13 protein-coding genes and 3 pseudogenes are annotated in these 16,273 nt (G+C 65.5%); 8 read left to right on the forward strand and 8 right to left on the reverse strand.

Annotation, left to right across the window (positions count from 1 at the left end):
- Window position 1: 1 nt before the first annotated feature.
- The 7 genes and pseudogenes from ASF98_RS24600 to fabF all read left to right on the forward strand — a co-directional run.
- A pseudogene (locus tag ASF98_RS24600) lies at window positions 2-1,298 on the forward strand (pyruvate dehydrogenase (acetyl-transferring), homodimeric type); the annotation flags it as partial.
- A gap of 1 nt (window position 1,299) precedes the next feature.
- Window positions 1,300-2,843 (forward strand): annotated as a pseudogene (locus ASF98_RS24605) (transketolase-like TK C-terminal-containing protein); the annotation flags it as partial.
- Between the two features lie 171 nt (window positions 2,844-3,014).
- Window positions 3,015-4,259: a PucR family transcriptional regulator gene (locus ASF98_RS00010; RefSeq protein ID WP_028271676.1), complete on the forward strand. Its 1,245-nt coding sequence runs from the start codon at window positions 3,015-3,017 to the stop codon at window positions 4,257-4,259.
- An 87-nt stretch (window positions 4,260-4,346) separates the two neighbouring features.
- On the forward strand, window positions 4,347-5,276 hold the full coding sequence (locus tag ASF98_RS00015; protein WP_055795811.1) for an ACP S-malonyltransferase: 930 nt from the start codon (window positions 4,347-4,349) through the stop codon (window positions 5,274-5,276).
- Window positions 5,273-6,334: a beta-ketoacyl-ACP synthase III gene (locus tag ASF98_RS00020; protein ID WP_055795815.1), complete on the forward strand. Its 1,062-nt coding sequence runs from the start codon at window positions 5,273-5,275 to the stop codon at window positions 6,332-6,334. The genes ASF98_RS00015 and ASF98_RS00020 overlap by 4 nt, the downstream gene beginning before the upstream one ends.
- A 122-nt stretch (window positions 6,335-6,456) precedes the next feature.
- On the forward strand, window positions 6,457-6,702 hold the full coding sequence (locus ASF98_RS00025) for an acyl carrier protein (RefSeq protein ID WP_028271673.1): 246 nt from the start codon (window positions 6,457-6,459) through the stop codon (window positions 6,700-6,702).
- Window positions 6,703-6,860: 158 nt separating this feature from the next.
- The gene (gene fabF, locus ASF98_RS00030; protein WP_055795818.1) at window positions 6,861-8,099 is read left to right on the forward strand and encodes a beta-ketoacyl-ACP synthase II; all 1,239 of its coding nucleotides are present in this window, start codon (window positions 6,861-6,863) and stop codon (window positions 8,097-8,099) included.
- Between the two features lie 84 nt (window positions 8,100-8,183).
- Here fabF and ASF98_RS00035 read toward each other — a convergent pair whose 3' ends face one another.
- The 4 genes and pseudogenes from ASF98_RS00035 to ASF98_RS00050 all read right to left on the reverse strand — a co-directional run.
- On the reverse strand, window positions 8,184-8,687 hold the full coding sequence (locus ASF98_RS00035) for a DUF3145 domain-containing protein (protein ID WP_011692312.1): 504 nt from the start codon (window positions 8,685-8,687) through the stop codon (window positions 8,184-8,186).
- 246 nt (window positions 8,688-8,933) lie between these two features.
- Window positions 8,934-9,860: a tyrosine recombinase XerC gene (locus ASF98_RS00040; RefSeq protein ID WP_055795822.1), complete on the reverse strand. Its 927-nt coding sequence runs from the start codon at window positions 9,858-9,860 to the stop codon at window positions 8,934-8,936.
- A gap of 47 nt (window positions 9,861-9,907) precedes the next feature.
- Window positions 9,908-11,092: a DNA-processing protein DprA gene (gene dprA, locus ASF98_RS00045; protein ID WP_055795824.1), complete on the reverse strand. Its 1,185-nt coding sequence runs from the start codon at window positions 11,090-11,092 to the stop codon at window positions 9,908-9,910.
- A 10-nt stretch (window positions 11,093-11,102) separates the two neighbouring features.
- A pseudogene (locus tag ASF98_RS00050) lies at window positions 11,103-11,978 on the reverse strand (YifB family Mg chelatase-like AAA ATPase); the annotation flags it as partial.
- 327 nt (window positions 11,979-12,305) lie between these two features.
- On the opposite strand from ASF98_RS00050, the gene ASF98_RS23940 reads away from it, so the two are divergent.
- On the forward strand, window positions 12,306-12,449 hold the full coding sequence (locus ASF98_RS23940; protein ID WP_156372231.1) for a hypothetical protein: 144 nt from the start codon (window positions 12,306-12,308) through the stop codon (window positions 12,447-12,449).
- Between the two features lie 24 nt (window positions 12,450-12,473).
- Here the strand turns inward: ASF98_RS23940 and ASF98_RS00060 are convergent, their stop codons facing one another.
- The 4 genes from ASF98_RS00060 to ASF98_RS00075 form a co-directional block, all read right to left on the reverse strand.
- A complete protein-coding gene (locus ASF98_RS00060) occupies window positions 12,474-13,547 on the reverse strand; it encodes an HAD-IIB family hydrolase (protein ID WP_055795830.1) in 1,074 nt (357 codons plus the stop codon).
- Between the two features lie 144 nt (window positions 13,548-13,691).
- On the reverse strand, window positions 13,692-13,940 hold the full coding sequence (locus ASF98_RS00065; RefSeq protein WP_055795833.1) for a hypothetical protein: 249 nt from the start codon (window positions 13,938-13,940) through the stop codon (window positions 13,692-13,694).
- Between the two features lie 170 nt (window positions 13,941-14,110).
- Complete coding sequence (locus tag ASF98_RS00070) at window positions 14,111-15,115, reverse strand: carbohydrate kinase family protein (protein WP_055795835.1); 1,005 nt, start codon at window positions 15,113-15,115, stop codon at window positions 14,111-14,113.
- 59 nt (window positions 15,116-15,174) lie between these two features.
- Entirely contained in the window at window positions 15,175-16,218 is a 1,044-nt protein-coding gene (locus ASF98_RS00075; RefSeq protein ID WP_055795838.1) for an NAD(P)-dependent alcohol dehydrogenase, read from the reverse strand.
- Window positions 16,219-16,273: the final 55 nt, after the last annotated feature.

A 16,273-nucleotide genomic window follows, 5' to 3' on the forward strand; every position in this document is an offset into this window, starting at 1 on the left:
CGTGGCTGCAGGAGAAGATACCTCCCATATCCTCAGCGGGTTGACTAACCAGCTGCCTGATCGTGATCCGGAAGAGACCGCCGAATGGATTGAGTCCCTGGATACGCTGATCAGGGAACAGGGCACCGAGCGTGCCCAGTACATCATGCGCAGTCTCCTGCAGCGTGCCGGCGCCCAGAGCGTCGGGGTTCCGATGGTCACCACCACGGACTATGTGAACACCATCCCGGTGGACCAGGAAGCGGAGTTCCCCGGGAACGAGGAATACGAGCGCCGCTACCGGGCGTACATGCGCTGGAACGCCGCGGTCATGGTGCACCGGTCCCAGCGGCCGAACATCGGCGTGGGCGGGCACATCTCCACCTACGCCGGRGCCGCGACCCTGTACGARGTCGGCTTCAACCACTTCTTCCGCGGCAAGGACCACCCCGGCGGCGGGGACCAGGTCTTCTTCCAGGGCCACGCYTCCCCCGGCATGTACGCCCGCGCGTTCATGGAAGGACGCCTGACCGAAGAGGACCTCGACGGGTTCCGGCAGGAAAAGTCCAAGGCCGGGCACGCCCTGTCCTCCTACCCGCACCCGCGGCTGATGCCGGACTTCTGGGAATTCCCCACCGTGTCCATGGGCATCGGGCCGATGAACGCGATCTACCAGGCCCAGTCCAACCGGTACCTGCACAACCGCGGCCTCAAAGACACCTCGGACCAGCAGGTCTGGGCGTTCCTGGGCGACGGGGAAATGGACGAGCCCGAGTCCCGCGGCCTGCTCCAGCTCGCCGCGAACGAGAACCTGGACAACCTGAACTTCGTGATCAACTGCAACCTCCAGCGCCTGGACGGACCCGTGCGCGGCAACGGCAAGATCATGCAGGAACTCGAAGCGTTCTTCCGCGGCGCGGGCTGGAACGTCATCAAGGTCGTCTGGGGCCGGGAATGGGATGACCTGCTGACCCGGGACGCCGACGGATCACTGGTGAAGATCATGAACGAAACCCCGGACGGGGACTACCAGACCTACAAGGCCGAGTCCGGCGGGTTCGTCCGCGAGCACTTCTTCGGGAAGACCCCGCAGACCAAGGAACTGGTCGCGGACCTGAGCGATGACCAGATCTGGAACCTCAAGCGCGGCGGCCACGACTACCGCAAGGTCTACGCCGCGTACAAGGCCGCCACCGAATTCAAGGGCAAACCCACCGTCATCCTGGCCAAAACCGTCAAGGGCTACGGACTCGGACCGCACTTCGAAGGCCGCAACGCCACCCACCAGATGAAGAAACTCACCCTGGATGACCTCAAGTNTCCTGGCCAAAACCGTCAAGGGCTACGGACTCGGACCGCACTTCGAAGGCCGCAACGCCACCCACCAGATGAAGAAACTCACCCTGGATGACCTCAAGGAATTCAGGGACTACTTGAGGATTCCGATTTCTGACGCACGGCTGGAAGAGGACCCGTACAGCCCGCCCTATTTCCACCCCGGTGCGGACGCTCCCGAGATCGCCTACCTCCTTGAACGAAGAAGGGAACTAGGAGGTTACACGCCCGAGCGCCGGCCCAACCACAAGGCTATTGAATTGCCCGACGCCAAGACCTTCGATGTCGCCAAGCGCGGCACGGGCAAGCAGCAGGCAGCCACCACCATGGCCTTCGTCAGGCTCCTCAAGGACCTGCTCCGCGACAAAAAGTTCGGGCACCGGATCGTTCCCATTGTTCCGGACGAATCCCGGACCTTCGGCATGGATGCGTTCTTCCCGACGGCGAAGATCTACAACCCGGGCGGCCAGAACTACCTGTCCGTGGACCGGGACCTGGTCCTGGCCTACAAGGAATCCGCCCAGGGCCAGCTGATCCACCCCGGCATCAACGAAGCCGGCGCCGTCGCMGCCTTCACCGCCGCCGGCACCGCCTACGCCACCCACGGRGTGCCGCTGATCCCGGTCTACGTGTTCTACTCCATGTTCGGCTTCCAGCGCACCGGCGACGCCTTCTGGGCAGCCGCGGACCAAATGACCCGCGGCTTCATCATCGGCGCCACCGCAGGCCGGACCACCCTCACCGGTGAAGGACTCCAGCACGCCGACGGCCACTCCCCCATCCTCGCCGCCACCAACCCGGCAGTGGTCACCTACGACCCCGCCTACGGCTACGAAATGGGCCACATCGTCCGCGACGGCATCGAGCGCATGTACGGACCGGATTCGACTAACCGGAACCTGATGTACTACATCACCGTCTACAACGAACCCATCTCCCAGCCGGCCGAGCCGGATGAACTGGACGTTGAAGGCGTGATCAAGGGCATCTACCTGCTTGCACCGGCCAAGATCGACGGCCCCCGCACGCAGATCCTGGCCTCGGGCGTTTCCGTTCCGTGGGCCCTGGAAGCCCAGCGCCTCCTGGCCGAGGACTGGGGCGTCTCAGCGGACGTCTGGTCCGTCACGTCCTGGAACGAACTGCGCCGCGACGCCATGGCAGCGGAAGAGGACGCGTTCCTCAACCCCGGCGAACCGGCACGACTGCCGTTCGTGACAGCACAGCTCGAAGGGGCCACCGGCCCCATCGTGGCGGTCACGGACTACATGAAGGCCGTCCCCGACCAGATCCGTCAGTACCTCCCGAACGAGTTCGCTTCGCTCGGCGCGGACGGCTTCGGCTTCTCCGACACCCGCGCCGCGGCCCGCCGCTTCTTCAAGAACGACATCCACTCCATAGTGGTCCGTTCCCTCGAGATGCTTGCGCGCCGAAGCGAAGTGGACGCCCAGGCTCCTGCCCAGGCGATCGAGAAGTACCGGCTGAACAACGTCAATGCCGGCTCCACAGGAAACGCTGGCGGCGAATCCTGATCCGGCTGCAGTGAATCACGACGGCGGCGGTCCCCACCAAAAAGGCGGGGGCCGCCGTCGTCGTTGTGTTCCCGGCGTCACGCGGACTACGGGTCTTTGTGACGCAGCGCAAATCGAGTTGTAGCCTTTGCACAAATGGAGCTTGGCCTGCGCGCACCGTATGCTCGATGCATGGCAGAGCCAACCCCCACTCCCGCAAAGCGCAAGCCGGCCTCGCGCGCCCTGACGCCGGAAAAAACCCAGACGCTGAAGAAACTCCGGGCCAGCGTGGGGCAGTTGTCCACCACCACCATGCGCCAGCTCGAAAAATCGCTGCCTTGGTACGGCCGGCTCAGTTCCGATGAGCGGTCCGCCCTCGGGATGGTGGCCCAGAACGGCATCGCCGCGTTTGTGACCTGGTACGAGCGGCCCAGCTCGCCGTCGTGGATCCTCACGGATGTTTTCGGGACCGCCCCCACCGAGCTGACCCGCTCCATCAGCCTGCAGAAGGCGCTCCAGCTCATCAGGATCGTGGTGGAGGTGGTGGAGGACCAGGTGCCCGTCATCGCGCCGGAGGCGGACCAGCCGGCGCTGCGGGAAGCCGTGCTCCGCTATTCACGGGAAGTGGCCTTCGCCGCCGCCGATGTCTATGCCCGGGCAGCCGAGTCGAGGGGTTCATGGGACACCCGGCTTGAGGCCCTGATTGTTGACGCCATCCTGCGCGGCGAAAACACCGATGCCCTGCGGTCGCGCATTGCCGCCCTCGGCTGGAAAGCACAGGAGCGCTTTACCGTAATGGTGGGGAATTCGCCGTCGGAACCCAGCGCCAGCTACGTCAGCGAGCTGCGACGGACGGCCGGCCGGTTCGCCGAGGACGCGCTGGTGGGGATCCAGGGGGACCGCCTGATCCTGATCCTTGGCGGAGTCCAGGACCGTGAGAGCGCCTACCTGAAGCTCAGCGAACTCTTCGCCCCCGGCCCTGTTGTCTACGGACCGGAAGCGGGTTCACTGCTGGAAGCCAGCAGCTCGGCGCAGTCCGCCTTTGCTGGGCTGACCGCAGCGCGGGCCTGGCCCTCGGCGCCGCGCCCGGTGGCGGCAGACGACCTGCTCCCGGAGCGGGTCATTTCCGGGGACGACGCCGCACGCCGGTCCCTCATCAAGAACATCTACCGGCCTCTGATTGCAGCGTCCAACGGACTGGTGGAGACCCTGGGCACCTATCTCGAGCTTGGACACTCGCTCGAAGCAACGGCCCGTGAGCTCTTTGTGCACGCGAACACCGTCCGCTACCGGCTCAAGCGTGTTTGTGACGTCACCGGCTGGGATCCGCTCCTTCCCCGGGAGGCGTTTGTGCTTCAGGCGGCCCTCGTGGTGGGACGGCTTTCCGTGCCGCCCAAGGCGCCCACCGAACGCCAAACGTCCCGGAACGGCAACTGAACCGTTGTAGACTTCCTACAAACTGACCCAGTGAGCTTGGTGCATGAATACACCGAGAATCACGCGGTAATTTGGAAAGCTGGATACGTGCTTGCAATCGTCTGCCCTGGACAGGGCTCCCAGACCCCTGGTTTTCTGGCCCCCTGGCTGGAACTGCCTCCCGTCGCTGGCCATTTGGCCTCCCTCAGTGAAATAGCAGGCATCGACCTCACCGCACACGGCACTACGTCGGATGAGGAAACCATCAAGGACACGGCGGTGGCGCAGCCGCTGATCGTGGCGGCCGGCCTGGTGGCCGCAAAGTCGCTGTTCGACGTCGAACTCAACGCTCTCCCTGTCATCCTCGCCGGACATTCCGTCGGCGAGATCACGGCGTCGGCGCTTGCCGGAGTCCTGACCGAGACCGAGGCCATGACCTTCGTGCGGGAGCGTGCCAACAGCATGGCCGCGGCCGCCGCGGTCACCCCCACCGGCATGAGCGCCGTGGTTGGCGGAGACCCGGCCGAGGTACTGGCCGCCATTGAAGCAGCCGGCGCCACGCCGGCCAACGTCAACGGGGCCGGCCAGACCGTCGCGGCGGGCACGTTCGAACAGCTCAAGGCCCTTGCGGCGAATCCTCCGGCTAAGGCGCGCGTGATCCCGTTGAAGGTCGCCGGAGCGTTCCACACCTCGCACATGTCACCCGCGGTTGCGGCGCTGGAAGCGCTGAAGCCCTCGCTGCAGCCCCGGAACCCGCAGGTGCCGCTCCTGTCCAACTATGACGGCAAGGAAGTGACCGACGGCGACGCAGCTGTCGGCAGCCTTATCGCCCAGGTCTCCCGCCCGGTCCGTTGGGACCTGTGCATGGAAACGCTGGTGCAGCGCGGCGTCACCGGCGTCATTGAACTTGCACCGGCCGGAACCCTGGCTGGACTCGCCAAGCGGGGCATGCCCGGGGTCAAGACCGTTGCCGTCAAGACGCCGGACGACCTCACCGCTGCCCTGGCCCTATTCGCAGAACTGGAGGGACAGGCATGAGCGCTCCCGCACTCAAACAGGCACCAATGCGCGAACACACCCGCATCCTCGGACTCGGTGCTTACCGGCCGGACGTCATCGTCACCAACGAAGACGTCTGCCAGTGGATCGATTCCTCGGATGAATGGATCCGGCAGCGCACCGGCATCGTGACCCGTCACCGGGCTCCCGCAGACGTCAGTGTCATTGACATGGCTGAGGGCGCGGCCCGCGAAGCCCTGGCGAAAGCGGGCATCGAGGCCAGCCAGCTGGGCGCCGTGATCGTCTCCACCGTGACGCATCCGTACGCGACGCCCTCAGCTGCTGCCAGCCTGGCGGACCGCATCGGAGCAACGCCTGCTCCGGCCTTCGACATCTCCGCAGCGTGTGCCGGCTACTGTTACGGCATTGCCCAGGGCGACGCACTGGTCCGTTCCGGCGCAGCCGAATATGTGCTGGTGGTGGGTGCGGAGAAGCTTTCGGACGTCATAGACAACACTGAACGCACGATTTCCTTCCTGCTGGGCGACGGCGCCGGCGCCGTGGTGATCGGTCCCTCCGACACCCCGGGCATCGGCCCGTCTGTCTGGGGTTCGGACGGCAGCAAGTGGGACGCCATCGGTATGACGCATTCCCTGCTCGATGTCCGTGAGCTTGCCCTTGCCGCGAACAAGTCCGGTGCGCTGAGCACCGAAGAGGCTGCGGTCACCGACGCCGCCATCTGGCCCACCCTGCGCCAGGACGGCCAGACTGTTTTCCGCTGGGCAGTGTGGGAGATGGCCAAGGTGGCCCAGCAGGCCCTGGACGCCGCCGGCATTGCGGCGGAAGACCTCGCAGCCTTCATCCCCCACCAGGCCAACATGCGCATCATCGACGAGATGGTCAAGAAGCTCAAGCTTCCCGAGACCGTCAAGGTGGCCCGGGACATTGCCGAAGCCGGAAACACGTCGGCGGCTTCCATTCCGCTTGCCACCCACCGCCTGCTCCAGGAAAACCCTGAACTCAGCGGCGGACTGGCCCTGCAGATCGGATTTGGCGCCGGACTGGTGTTCGGTGCCCAGGTGATAGTGCTCCCGTAGCCGAACCGTTTACCCACAACTGAATACGTTCTGAGAAGCACGGATTCGCGAACCAGGCCGTAACCGCGGCTTGAATCATTTCCGGCAGCACCTGCCGGCAACAACAAGAAAAGGAGCCATCAATGGCTAGCAACGAAGAGATCCTGGCCGGCCTGGCTGAAATCGTCAACGAAGAAACCGGCCTCGCCACCGAAGCCGTCGAGCTGGACAAGTCCTTCACCGAGGACCTGGACATCGACTCCATCTCCATGATGACCATCGTGGTCAACGCTGAGGAAAAGTTCGGCGTGCGCATCCCGGACGAAGAGGTCAAGAACCTCAAGACCGTCGGTGACGCTGTCAGCTTCATCGCCGACGCACAGGCCTAGTCCTGGCTCCTGCCGGCAACGGCCGAATCCGGTATTCGGTCCGGGGCGCTGATACAGCGTTCCGGACCGGCCACCGCTGAATGACCCCAAGTTTTCCCCACGCATCCCCGGCCAGGCATTTCCCGGACTCGGCATGCGCACCGATAGAGAGTGATCCCATGGCACGCAAAGTAGTCATTACCGGTCTGGGTGCCACCACGCCCATTGGCGGCGATGTCCCCACAATGTGGAATAACGCGCTGAAGGGCGTCTCCGGCGCACGCACGCTCGAGGACGACTGGGTAGCGAAGTATGAACTGCCCGTCCACTTCGCAGCACGCGCCTCCACTCCCGCCTTGGACGTCCTGAGCCGCGTGGAAGCCAAGCGCATGGACCCGTCCACGCAGTTCGGCGTTGTAGCTGCCCGCGAAGCCTGGGCCGACTCCGGCATTACCGAAGTGGACCACGACCGTCTGGCTGTGGCTTTCGCCACGGGTATCGGCGGCGTATGGACCCTGCTGGACGCGTGGGACACGCTGCGCGAAAAAGGCCCGCGCCGTGTCCTGCCGATGACCGTGCCCATGCTGATGCCCAATGGCGTGGCAGCAGCGGTAAGCCTCGACCTTGGCGCCCGTGCAGGAGCACATACTCCGGTGTCCGCCTGTGCGTCAGGCACCGAAGCCCTGCACCTCGGCCTGGACCTGATCCGTTCCGGTAAGGCGGACGTCGTGGTCTGCGGTGGCGCCGAAGCGGCGATCCACCCCATGCCCATTGCCGCGTTCGCCTCGATGCAGGCTCTTTCCCGCCGCAACGACGATCCCGAGCACGCATCGCGCCCCTATGACACGGGCCGCGACGGCTTCGTCATGGGGGAAGGCGCCGGCGCCCTGGTCATCGAGGCCGAGGAACATGCCCTAGCCCGCGGAGCCCGGATCTACGGCGAGCTCGCCGGAACATCCGTGACGGCGGACGCCTATCACATCACCGCCCCGGACCCGCAGGGCCTGGGAGCCACCCGTGCCCTGAAAGCGGCCATGTTCGACGGCCGGATCCAGCCTGAGGAAGTGGTCCACGTCAACGCCCACGCGACGTCCACGCCCGTGGGTGACAAGCCGGAATACACTGCCCTTCGTGCCGCCCTTGGGGCGCATGTCGACAATGTTGCGGTCTCCGCGACGAAGTCACAGATGGGCCACCTGCTGGGTGCCTCAGGTGCGGTAGAGGCCGTGCTGACCGTGCTGGCCGTCTACGAACGCAAGGCGCCGGTGACCATCAACCTGGAAAACCAGGACCCGGAGATCCCGCTCGACGTCGTCACCAAGACTGCCCGCGACCTGCCCTCCGGCAACATCGTGGCACTGAGCAACTCGTTCGGGTTCGGCGGCCACAATGCCGTGATTGCAGTCCGCAGCATCTAACGTCCGCACTAGCAATAGCAAGAGGCCCCCGCCGTCCGGCGGGGGCCTCTCGCGTTATGGAGGTTGTTGCAAAACGGCGGCCGGCTAGCCCACCTGGTGCAGCCAGCGCACGGGTGCGCCCTCGGCAGCGTGCCTGAACGGCTCGAGCTCTTCGTCCCAGGCTTCGCCGAGGGCAAGTGACAGCTCGTGGTAGACGGCGGACGGGTCGCCGGCACCGGATTCGTAGGCGTAGCGGATGCGGTCTTCGGAGACCATGATGTTGCCATGCACGTCGGTGACGGCGTGGAAGATTCCCAGCTCGGGAGTGTGCGACCACCGTCCGCCGTCTACGCCTTGGCTGGGCTCTTCAGTGACCTCATAGCGAAGGTGCGCCCAGCCGCGCAGGGCGGACGCCAGCAGCGCGCCGGTGCCCGGGCTGCCGGTCCAGGACAGTTCCGAACGGAACATTCCGGGCGCAGCAGGCTGAGCAGTCCACTCAAGGTCCGTCCGCTTGTCCACGACAGACCCAATGGCCCACTCAACGTGGGGGCACAGGGCGGTCGGGGCCGAGTGAACGAACAAGACACCGCGGGTCATTGCAACAGACATTCCATCCTCCATAGCTGTAGGTACGTCTTCCCCAACGACCTCTGCCTGGATGTGTGTCTGCCGCGCCGGGTCCGCATGCTGCCGTGGTCCCTGCAAAGCTATGAAATTAGTGCCGGCTGATGCCTGAAACTGCTTGAGGGCGAGCTTCAAGCCTGACTTGAGAGTTGCCGGGCATGACTCTTATTGTGCCGTACCCCGCCTAATTACGCCAGTGCAATTCGGCGCGCCGGAAGCGGTCTGGAAATGTCACGCGCGCGGGTGCGCCTGCTGGTAGCTTCGCCGGAGCCGGTCAACCGAGACGTGGGTGTAGATCTGCGTGGTGGCCAGGCTGCTGTGGCCGAGGATCTCCTGCACGGCCCTGAGATCGGCTCCGCCGTCCAGCAAATGGGTGGCGGTAGAGTGCCGGAGCGCGTGCGGACCGGTGGCAGCGGTGTCGCCCAGCGCGTCAAGGAGGTCCTTCACCACCGCACGAACCTGCCGCTGGTCCACCCTGCGGCCCCGGACCCCCAGGAAGAGTGCCGGACCGCTCCCCTCGGCTGCCAGCAGTGGCCGTCCGCGTCGCAGCCAGTCGTCGACAGCGACCGCAGCCGGGAGCCCGTACGGCACCGTCCGCTCCTTGTTGCCCTTGCCGACCACCCTCAGCGTCCGGCGGTCGGGGTCGAGATCATCAACGTCCATCCCTGCCAACTCCCCCACCCGGACACCGGTGGCGTAGAGCAACTCCACCATGGCGCGGTCTCGAAGGGCGAGGACTCCGCCGTCTTCAGCAGCAGCCTTCAGCCCGTCCATGACACGGACAACCTGCTGCTGGTGCAGAACGCCGGGCAAGGACTTTTCCCGCTTCGGCGCCTTCAGGCGAAGCGCCGGGTCGGCCTCGAGGAGCTCCTCACGGACAGCCCAGGCGGTGAAGGACCGTGCGGTGGCTGCCCGCCGCGCAAGTGTGGAACGGGACACGCCGGCCTCACTCTGCGTGCCGAGCCAGCGCCGCAGCGTTGCTAGTTCGATCCCGTCGAGGTCGGTGGCGCCGTCGGCTGCGGCGGCCGACAGCAGGCTGTGGACGTCCGACAGGTAGGCGCGAACGGTGTGGGGCGACCTGGCGCGTTCATTTTCGAGGTAGCGGCCGAAGCCGTGTGCGGCGCCAGCGAGGGCTGCGGGAAGATCAGGGGTGTCCACGCTCCCACTTTCCCATCATTTGGCGGCCACGCAACGAACCACGTGACTCAACACGCCTTGCGGGAACGTTTCCAGCCGCCTCGTTCGGATTCAGCGAGCCCCAACAGCCCCAGCCTGCCCAGCCCCGCCCTGACGGAATCAGCACTTAACCCGGCAACTGAAGTCAGCTTTTCGACAGAACTGGTGGTCCGCAGCGGTAGTGCGTCGAGCAGGATGAGGTCCTCCAGCGTGAGGCCATCATGATCGGCGGGCTGTCCCGGGCCAAGGTTGGCCAGCGACTCACCACTGGGAGAGGCAAGTTCGGCAATTTCCCCGGCATCAGTAACGCACACGGCTCCCCCCTCGCGAATCAGCCGGTGGCAGCCGGCGGAATTGGCGCTGTGCACTGATCCGGGGACGGCACCGACGGCGCGGCCCAGGGTTTCGGCATGATGGGCGGTGTTCAGTGCACCGGAGCGCCAGCGGGCCTCCACCACTACAGTGACTGAGGACAGCGCGGCGATGAGGCGGTTCCGTTGCAGGAAACGGTACCGGGTGGGAGCGGATCCGGGCGGGACTTCAGCCAGGACAGCACCCTGGTTTGCGACGGCCCTGAGCAGGTCCTCGTTGCCGGATGGATAGAAGCGGTCTACTCCCCCGGCCATCACGGCGATGGTGGGCATGGTGTCGCCGGTACCCGCCAACGCAGCCCTGTGAGCGTGGGCATCAATCCCGTAGGCCCCGCCGGAGACGACGGTGAAGCCCCGTTGGGCCAGCGAATAGGCGAGGTCGCCGGTGACGGCTGCACCGTAGCTGGTGCTGTCGCGGGACCCGACAAGCGCAATGGACCTGGAAGCCGCGGGCAGGGGCTGTTCCACCCCGCGCCACCAGAGGCAGATGGGTTCATGAAGGTCCAGGTCGGTCAACTGCCTGGGCCATAGGGCGTCGGACGGCATGATCATGCGGCCGCCCAGCCGGTGCATGGTGGCGAGGTCCCGCTCCGGAGCAAGGTCCGGTATCCGGGGGGCCCAGCGCCTGAGCGAGGCCTTCATTCCGGGCCAGCTGCTAGTGCCGTTCCCTGCCAGCAGCGCTGTCATGGCCTGCTCAAGCTCGGGACCGGTTGCCAGCTGTCCGGTGGCGATTCGAAGCGCATCCACGGCACCGGCGGTCCTCACGAGCGCCAGGCCCACGGCGTCCTGGGGCTCCATCAGACGCGACAGGGCGGCCCGCGCTATGCGTTCAGTGTCAGTCATCGTTTTCCTTTCAGGCCGCAGCCGAGGCAGCTTGCCGGAGTCCCAGCGCCTGCCCGATATCGTCGTGGTCCGGGTAGTCGCGGCCGGCCAGGTCCGCCAGCGTCCACGCGAGGCGCAGAACGCGGTCGTATCCGCGGGCGGTGAGGACGCCGCGTTCGAGCGAGTGGTCCAGGATTCGCGTGGTTGGTGACGAGAGGCGCAATGCCCCGCGAAGCACGCGGCCAGGCACTTGTGAGTTGGTTTCCAGCCCCAGGGGGCGAAGTCTCAGCAGCTGACGCTCCCGGGCGCCACGGACCCGGACGGCGATTGCAGGAGTGTCTTCCTCCGCGCCCGTCCGGCCGAAGTCCGCAAGCGAAACCCGTTCCACCTGCAGCTGGATGTCCACCCGGTCCAGCAGAGGCCCGGACATCCGTGCCAGGTACCGGCGCCTCATCATCGGCGTACAGGTGCAGTCGAGCCCTTTGCCCGAAGCCTTACCGCAAGGGCAGGGGTTGGCAGCAAGCACAAGCTGAAACCTTGCCGGATAGGCGGCGGTGCCCGCAGACCGGTGGATCACCAGTTCGCCGCTCTCCAAGGGTTGCCTGAGCGCGTCAAGGACCCGCCGCTCGTATTCCGGAGCCTCGTCAAGGAACAGCACGCCACGGTGCGCCCTGGACGCCGCTCCCGGCCGCGGCAACCCCGAGCCACCCCCGATGATGGCGGCGGCTGTGGCGCTGTGGTGCGGATTCTCAAACGGCGGCCGGCGAAGGAGCTGCACGGCGGCAGTCGGCAACGCACACAGGGAGTGGATGGCGGTCACCTCCATGGCCTCGTTGTCAGCCAAATCCGGCAGCAGGCCCGGAAGCCGTTCAGCCAGCATTGTCTTCCCGGCCCCCGGAGGTGCAGGAAAGCGTAAAGACCATGTGTGCGCGCCCTGCTGACATCGAAAGTTTGGCTGATTCGTGGACGGTAGCCAGGACCCGATCCGACCAACCCTGCGTTCTCGCGGGTACCGACAGGCCTACAAATTCCGACGGCATGTCCTCCAGATAGGGAGACACCAGGACTAGGCTGGCGGAACAAAGTCGGATTGGGGGATCCAGTGAAGCTCAGAACCGGATTGGTCCTGTGCATCAGTACCAACCCGTGCCCCAGCTTCTACCGGCGATGGAACGCCGGCAAAGAGCTCACCGCCCCAGAGGTAGCAGCGGTTGTCTCAGAGGTTGGCTTTGAGATGAAAACGAGCCAGATCTGCCAGCGGCAGTCAAACGCCATCGGCCCCACAACCGCCTGCGATTCCAAAGGAACAGACGGCGAGTACGACTACCTCCTGAACGTCACCAGCCCGGACCTGAACGACCCCAGGTCGCTACCCTGATCATCAGGCCGCACCAGTAAACGGCTACTGGCTGTCCTGTTCCCCGTCGTCCGGGAGATCGCCAGCGGCAATGTTTGAGGCTGTGCGCCGGTACAAACGCGGGTTGATTGTCTCTTGTCCGTCCAGCCCACCCGGGCACACCGTGATAAGGCCAAGATCCGCGAAGGCGGCCACGAGGCCCTCACGATGCGGAGGAGCAGCCGTGTGGTCCGCCATGGCGAGGAGATCCGGCGGAGAGCCCTCAATAGCGATGCCCACACCCGCAAACGCAATCATTTCCAAATCATTCTCGCCATCGCCGACGGCAATAGTGTCCTCGCGGTTGATGCCCAGTCGGGCACTGGCGACTTCGACACCGTCAGCTTTGCTTATCCCTCGCTGATACAGTTCCCCGGAATGCCTGCCTTCATCGGCGATTGAATTTGCGACCACAGCGATCCCCTCGCCGATTTGTTCGGCAATGCGTTCCACGGGGATCGCGGCGTCAAAAACGGAGACCTTCGCGAAGGACACATCGGCGCGGTTGGTGGTGACGCTCAGGTTACCGAGAATCGCCGAGGAGCCCATTGCGCAGCCATCCGGACTCTTCTGGAAATGCTCCTCGATGATATCGCGGAGGCGCTCCTCCGCTGCCGGGGCGACGTGTAGAGAACCCTGCGCTTCAAGGATGTAAGCAGCGTTGTGCGCATCGAGCGCCTCTATCGTTCTTGACGCAAGCTCAGCGGGGAAACAACGATCCAAGAGCACCTCGTCATCCACTTCGACGTAGGCGCCAGCACTGGCTACAATGCCGTCGAACCCGGCTTCGACAATGCTCTCCGACAGCATGGCCAGCGGACGCCCGGTACAAAGCAAAACCTTGTGGCCGCCCGCCCTGGCAGCCCGGACAGCGTGCACATGGCCTTCAGGGACAACCCCGTAGTTTGCATAAGTGCCGTCCACATCGAGGAAAATGGCACGAATGGCTCCCATGGTGGGCTCGTCCGGGTGCGCCTGAGGCGGGAGCTGCTGCGGATCGGCGAGGGGTTTGCCGAGGACGGTGCGCAACGCCCGGTCGGGAGTCGCCTCTCGTGCGGGGGCGTTCTCATGGTTTGGCATGTCGTTGTTCCTTGCAAGTCGGTGCTGAGCGTCGCGTGGTCGTTGGTTTTCTAGAGGCTGTCAGTGGCCCGGGCAACGACGCATTTGAGTTGTCCGGGCTACTTCCGGCCGCCCAGGTTCTGCGGAGGAGCATAAAGGATGACATCATGCTTGATTGATGTGGCAGATCTGGAGGTCAACATCGGCGGTGTATTCGATGAGCCGCCGCTGAGTTGCCCCGTCCTGCTTCAGCCATAGGATTGTCCCGTCTGACGTAACGGCGTCTACGACGCCGCGGTCAATGACGCGGCCATTGAGCCGTATCTCAACCTGGCAGCCTTCCAGCAGCGACCAGTTTGCAGGCTCGCCGGCTGTCGTTCCTCGAGGAACAGATACGGCATCGTGCGCGTCCATGGACGTTGTCCTCCTCCGACAAGTACAGGTGCCTCAGGCGGTCTGGTTTCACGGGTGCGCTTCCTTACCCCCGCAATTGGTGCTCGGCGAGGCGGAAACCGCCCCACCGAAGTGCACGGTGCAGTCGGTCAGGTTTGTCCTGTCTCGACAGCGTGCGGCCGTGCGTAGTCTTAGCTTGCCCGTCCCTGTGCCCGGACGGTTATTGGACCGAGTTCCGCGGATTGCGGCGGGTTGGCGCCCTGCCGGGAGCAGGTGAGGGCCGCTGCCCCGTTCGCATATGTTGCCAAGGCATGCAGTTCATCCTGGGAAAGGTCCTGCAGGCGTGGCCTGGCGGCGGACCCGAGTGCGCCCATCTGGGCCAGCCCGGAGATCAGGGCGGCCATGAAGGAGTCCCCTGCCCCGACAGTATCTGCCACCGTGATGGACTTCCCCGGCATCTCCACGCGTCCCTGCCGCGCCAGGATGACTGGACCGTCGGCGCCACGGGTCAGGGCGACAAGGGACGGTCCGAGGTCCAGCCAGGCCGCCATGGACTCCTCCAGCGTCCTGTGCGGGTAGAGCCAGCGGAGGTCTTCGTCGCTGGCCTTGACGATGTCGCTGGCTGCCACGAAGTCTTCGGCTTGTTCACGGGCGGCGGCCGCGTCCGGGCTGATCGCCGGCCGGCAGTTGGGGTCAAAACTGATGGTGGCGTGAGGGCGTGCCGCCTCGATCAGGCCCCGTACGGACTGGTTGCCCGGGGGCAGGGCCGTCGCGATGGATCCGGTGTGGACATGGAGCGAGTCCTCTGCCGCTGCCAGGGCAGGTATGGAGGCGCCGTTAATATCCCAGCTGATGGAGAACGTGTATTCCGCAGCTCCGGTGGCGTCCAGGGACGCCAGGGCCGTTGAGGTCGGCAGCGAGCCGCCAACGATGGCCCCGACACCGTTGCTGTCCAGATGGTCGGCGATCATCTGCCCGTAGGGGTCCTCGGCGAAGTGCGTGATGAGTTTGGTCCGGAGGTCCAGACGGGCGCAGCCGACGGCAACGTTGAGGGGGCTGCCGCCCGGATGCGTTTCGGGCGCGGTGTTTCCCCGGCGGGGGTCATCGATGATGTCAACGAGTGACTCGCCGATGACGGTAACCAAGGCTCCGTCGTCCGAGAGGTTTGGTTTGGGACCGTGCTCTTGTGATGGCATGGCTACTTCCTTGCAGGTCGGCGCTGAACGTGATTTGTGATGCCCCGGGGCCGTAGGGCTTAGCGGCCCGGGTAGACGACGGCTTTGAGCTGGCCGGGCTGTTTGCCGGCTTTGAGGGCGTCTTCGGATTCGGCGAGGGTGAACTTGCCGGTGACCAGGACGTCGAGGTCGACCTTGCCGTCGGCGATGAGCTGGATGGCCAGCGGCCAGGTGTTGGTGTAGCGGAAGACTCCGGAGAGCCAGATCTCGCGGTTCTGGATGAAGGAAACCGGAAGTTCGACGTCGTCTGCCCCGAGCCCCACCAGGATGACCTTCCCGGCCGGCCCCACGGCTTTGATGCCGGACCGGACGGCCTGCGGGGCGCCGGAGGCGTCGATGAAGGCGTCCACGTCGAGCCCTTCCACGCTGTCGGTCTTCGCATTCAGGGCGTGGGTGGCGCCGTGCTGGAGGGCGAAGGCCAGCCGGTCTTCGGCGATGTCGCTGATGTAGATTTCGGTGGCGCCGAAGGCGCGGGCTGCCTGGGCGGCGATGATGCCGATCGGGCCGGCACCCGCAATGAGGACGCGGCTTCCGGGGCGGATTTCTGCGCGTTCGCAGGCCCAGAGGCCTACGGAGAGCGGTTCGATGAGGGCGGCGGCTTCGTCGCTGACGCTGTCCGGGATGTCGTAGGCGAAGTCTGACTGGATGGTGACGTATTCGGCGAAGGCGCCGTCGATCGGCGGGGTGGCGTAGAACTCGATGTCGGGGCAGAGGTTGTAGCGGCCGGCTTTGCACTGCTTGCAGGTGCGGCAGGGGCGCTGGGGTTCGACGGCGACGCGCTGGCCGATCCGCGCGGGGTCCACGGCGGTTCCGACGGCGGCGATCCGGCCGGAGAGTTCGTGGCCGAGGATCAGCGGGTGGTCCACCACGTAGGGGCCGATCCGGCCGTGCTCGTAGTAGTGGACGTCGCTGCCGCAGACGCCGACGGCGGCGACCTGGACCAGGACCTGGTCGGCGTCCAGCTGCGGGACGGGCAGGGTTTCCATGGCCATGTCGCCCTGGCGCTTCAGGATGGCGGCGCGCATCGTGTCCGGTGAGGCGGCTTGTTCGACGGTGGTGGTCATTGTGAATCCTTTGTTCTAAGGGAGGTGTGCAGCTCGGCCGGAAGACGGCATAACC

This window comes from Arthrobacter sp. Leaf337 (assembly GCF_001423745.1).
Classification (GTDB): Bacteria; Actinomycetota; Actinomycetes; order Actinomycetales; family Micrococcaceae; genus Arthrobacter.

Excerpts from the sequence above, each read along its gene's own strand:
- ASF98_RS00010 (WP_028271676.1), top strand. The coding sequence starts at position 3,015 with ATGGCAGAGCCAACCCCCACTCCCGCAAAGCGCAAGCCGGCCTCGCGC.
- ASF98_RS00020 (WP_055795815.1), top strand. The coding sequence starts at position 5,273 with ATGAGCGCTCCCGCACTCAAACAGGCACCAATGCGCGAACACACCCGC.
- ASF98_RS00025 (WP_028271673.1), top strand. The coding sequence starts at position 6,457 with ATGGCTAGCAACGAAGAGATCCTGGCCGGCCTGGCTGAAATCGTCAAC.
- fabF (WP_055795818.1), top strand. The coding sequence starts at position 6,861 with ATGGCACGCAAAGTAGTCATTACCGGTCTGGGTGCCACCACGCCCATT.
- ASF98_RS00035 (WP_011692312.1), bottom strand. The coding sequence starts at position 8,687 with ATGTCTGTTGCAATGACCCGCGGTGTCTTGTTCGTTCACTCGGCCCCG.
- dprA (WP_055795824.1), bottom strand. The coding sequence starts at position 11,092 with ATGACTGACACTGAACGCATAGCGCGGGCCGCCCTGTCGCGTCTGATG.
- ASF98_RS23940 (WP_156372231.1), top strand. The coding sequence starts at position 12,306 with ATGAAAACGAGCCAGATCTGCCAGCGGCAGTCAAACGCCATCGGCCCC.
- ASF98_RS00060 (WP_055795830.1), bottom strand. The coding sequence starts at position 13,547 with ATGCCAAACCATGAGAACGCCCCCGCACGAGAGGCGACTCCCGACCGG.
- ASF98_RS00065 (WP_055795833.1), bottom strand. The coding sequence starts at position 13,940 with ATGGACGCGCACGATGCCGTATCTGTTCCTCGAGGAACGACAGCCGGC.
- ASF98_RS00070 (WP_055795835.1), bottom strand. The coding sequence starts at position 15,115 with ATGCCATCACAAGAGCACGGTCCCAAACCAAACCTCTCGGACGACGGA.
- ASF98_RS00075 (WP_055795838.1), bottom strand. The coding sequence starts at position 16,218 with ATGACCACCACCGTCGAACAAGCCGCCTCACCGGACACGATGCGCGCC.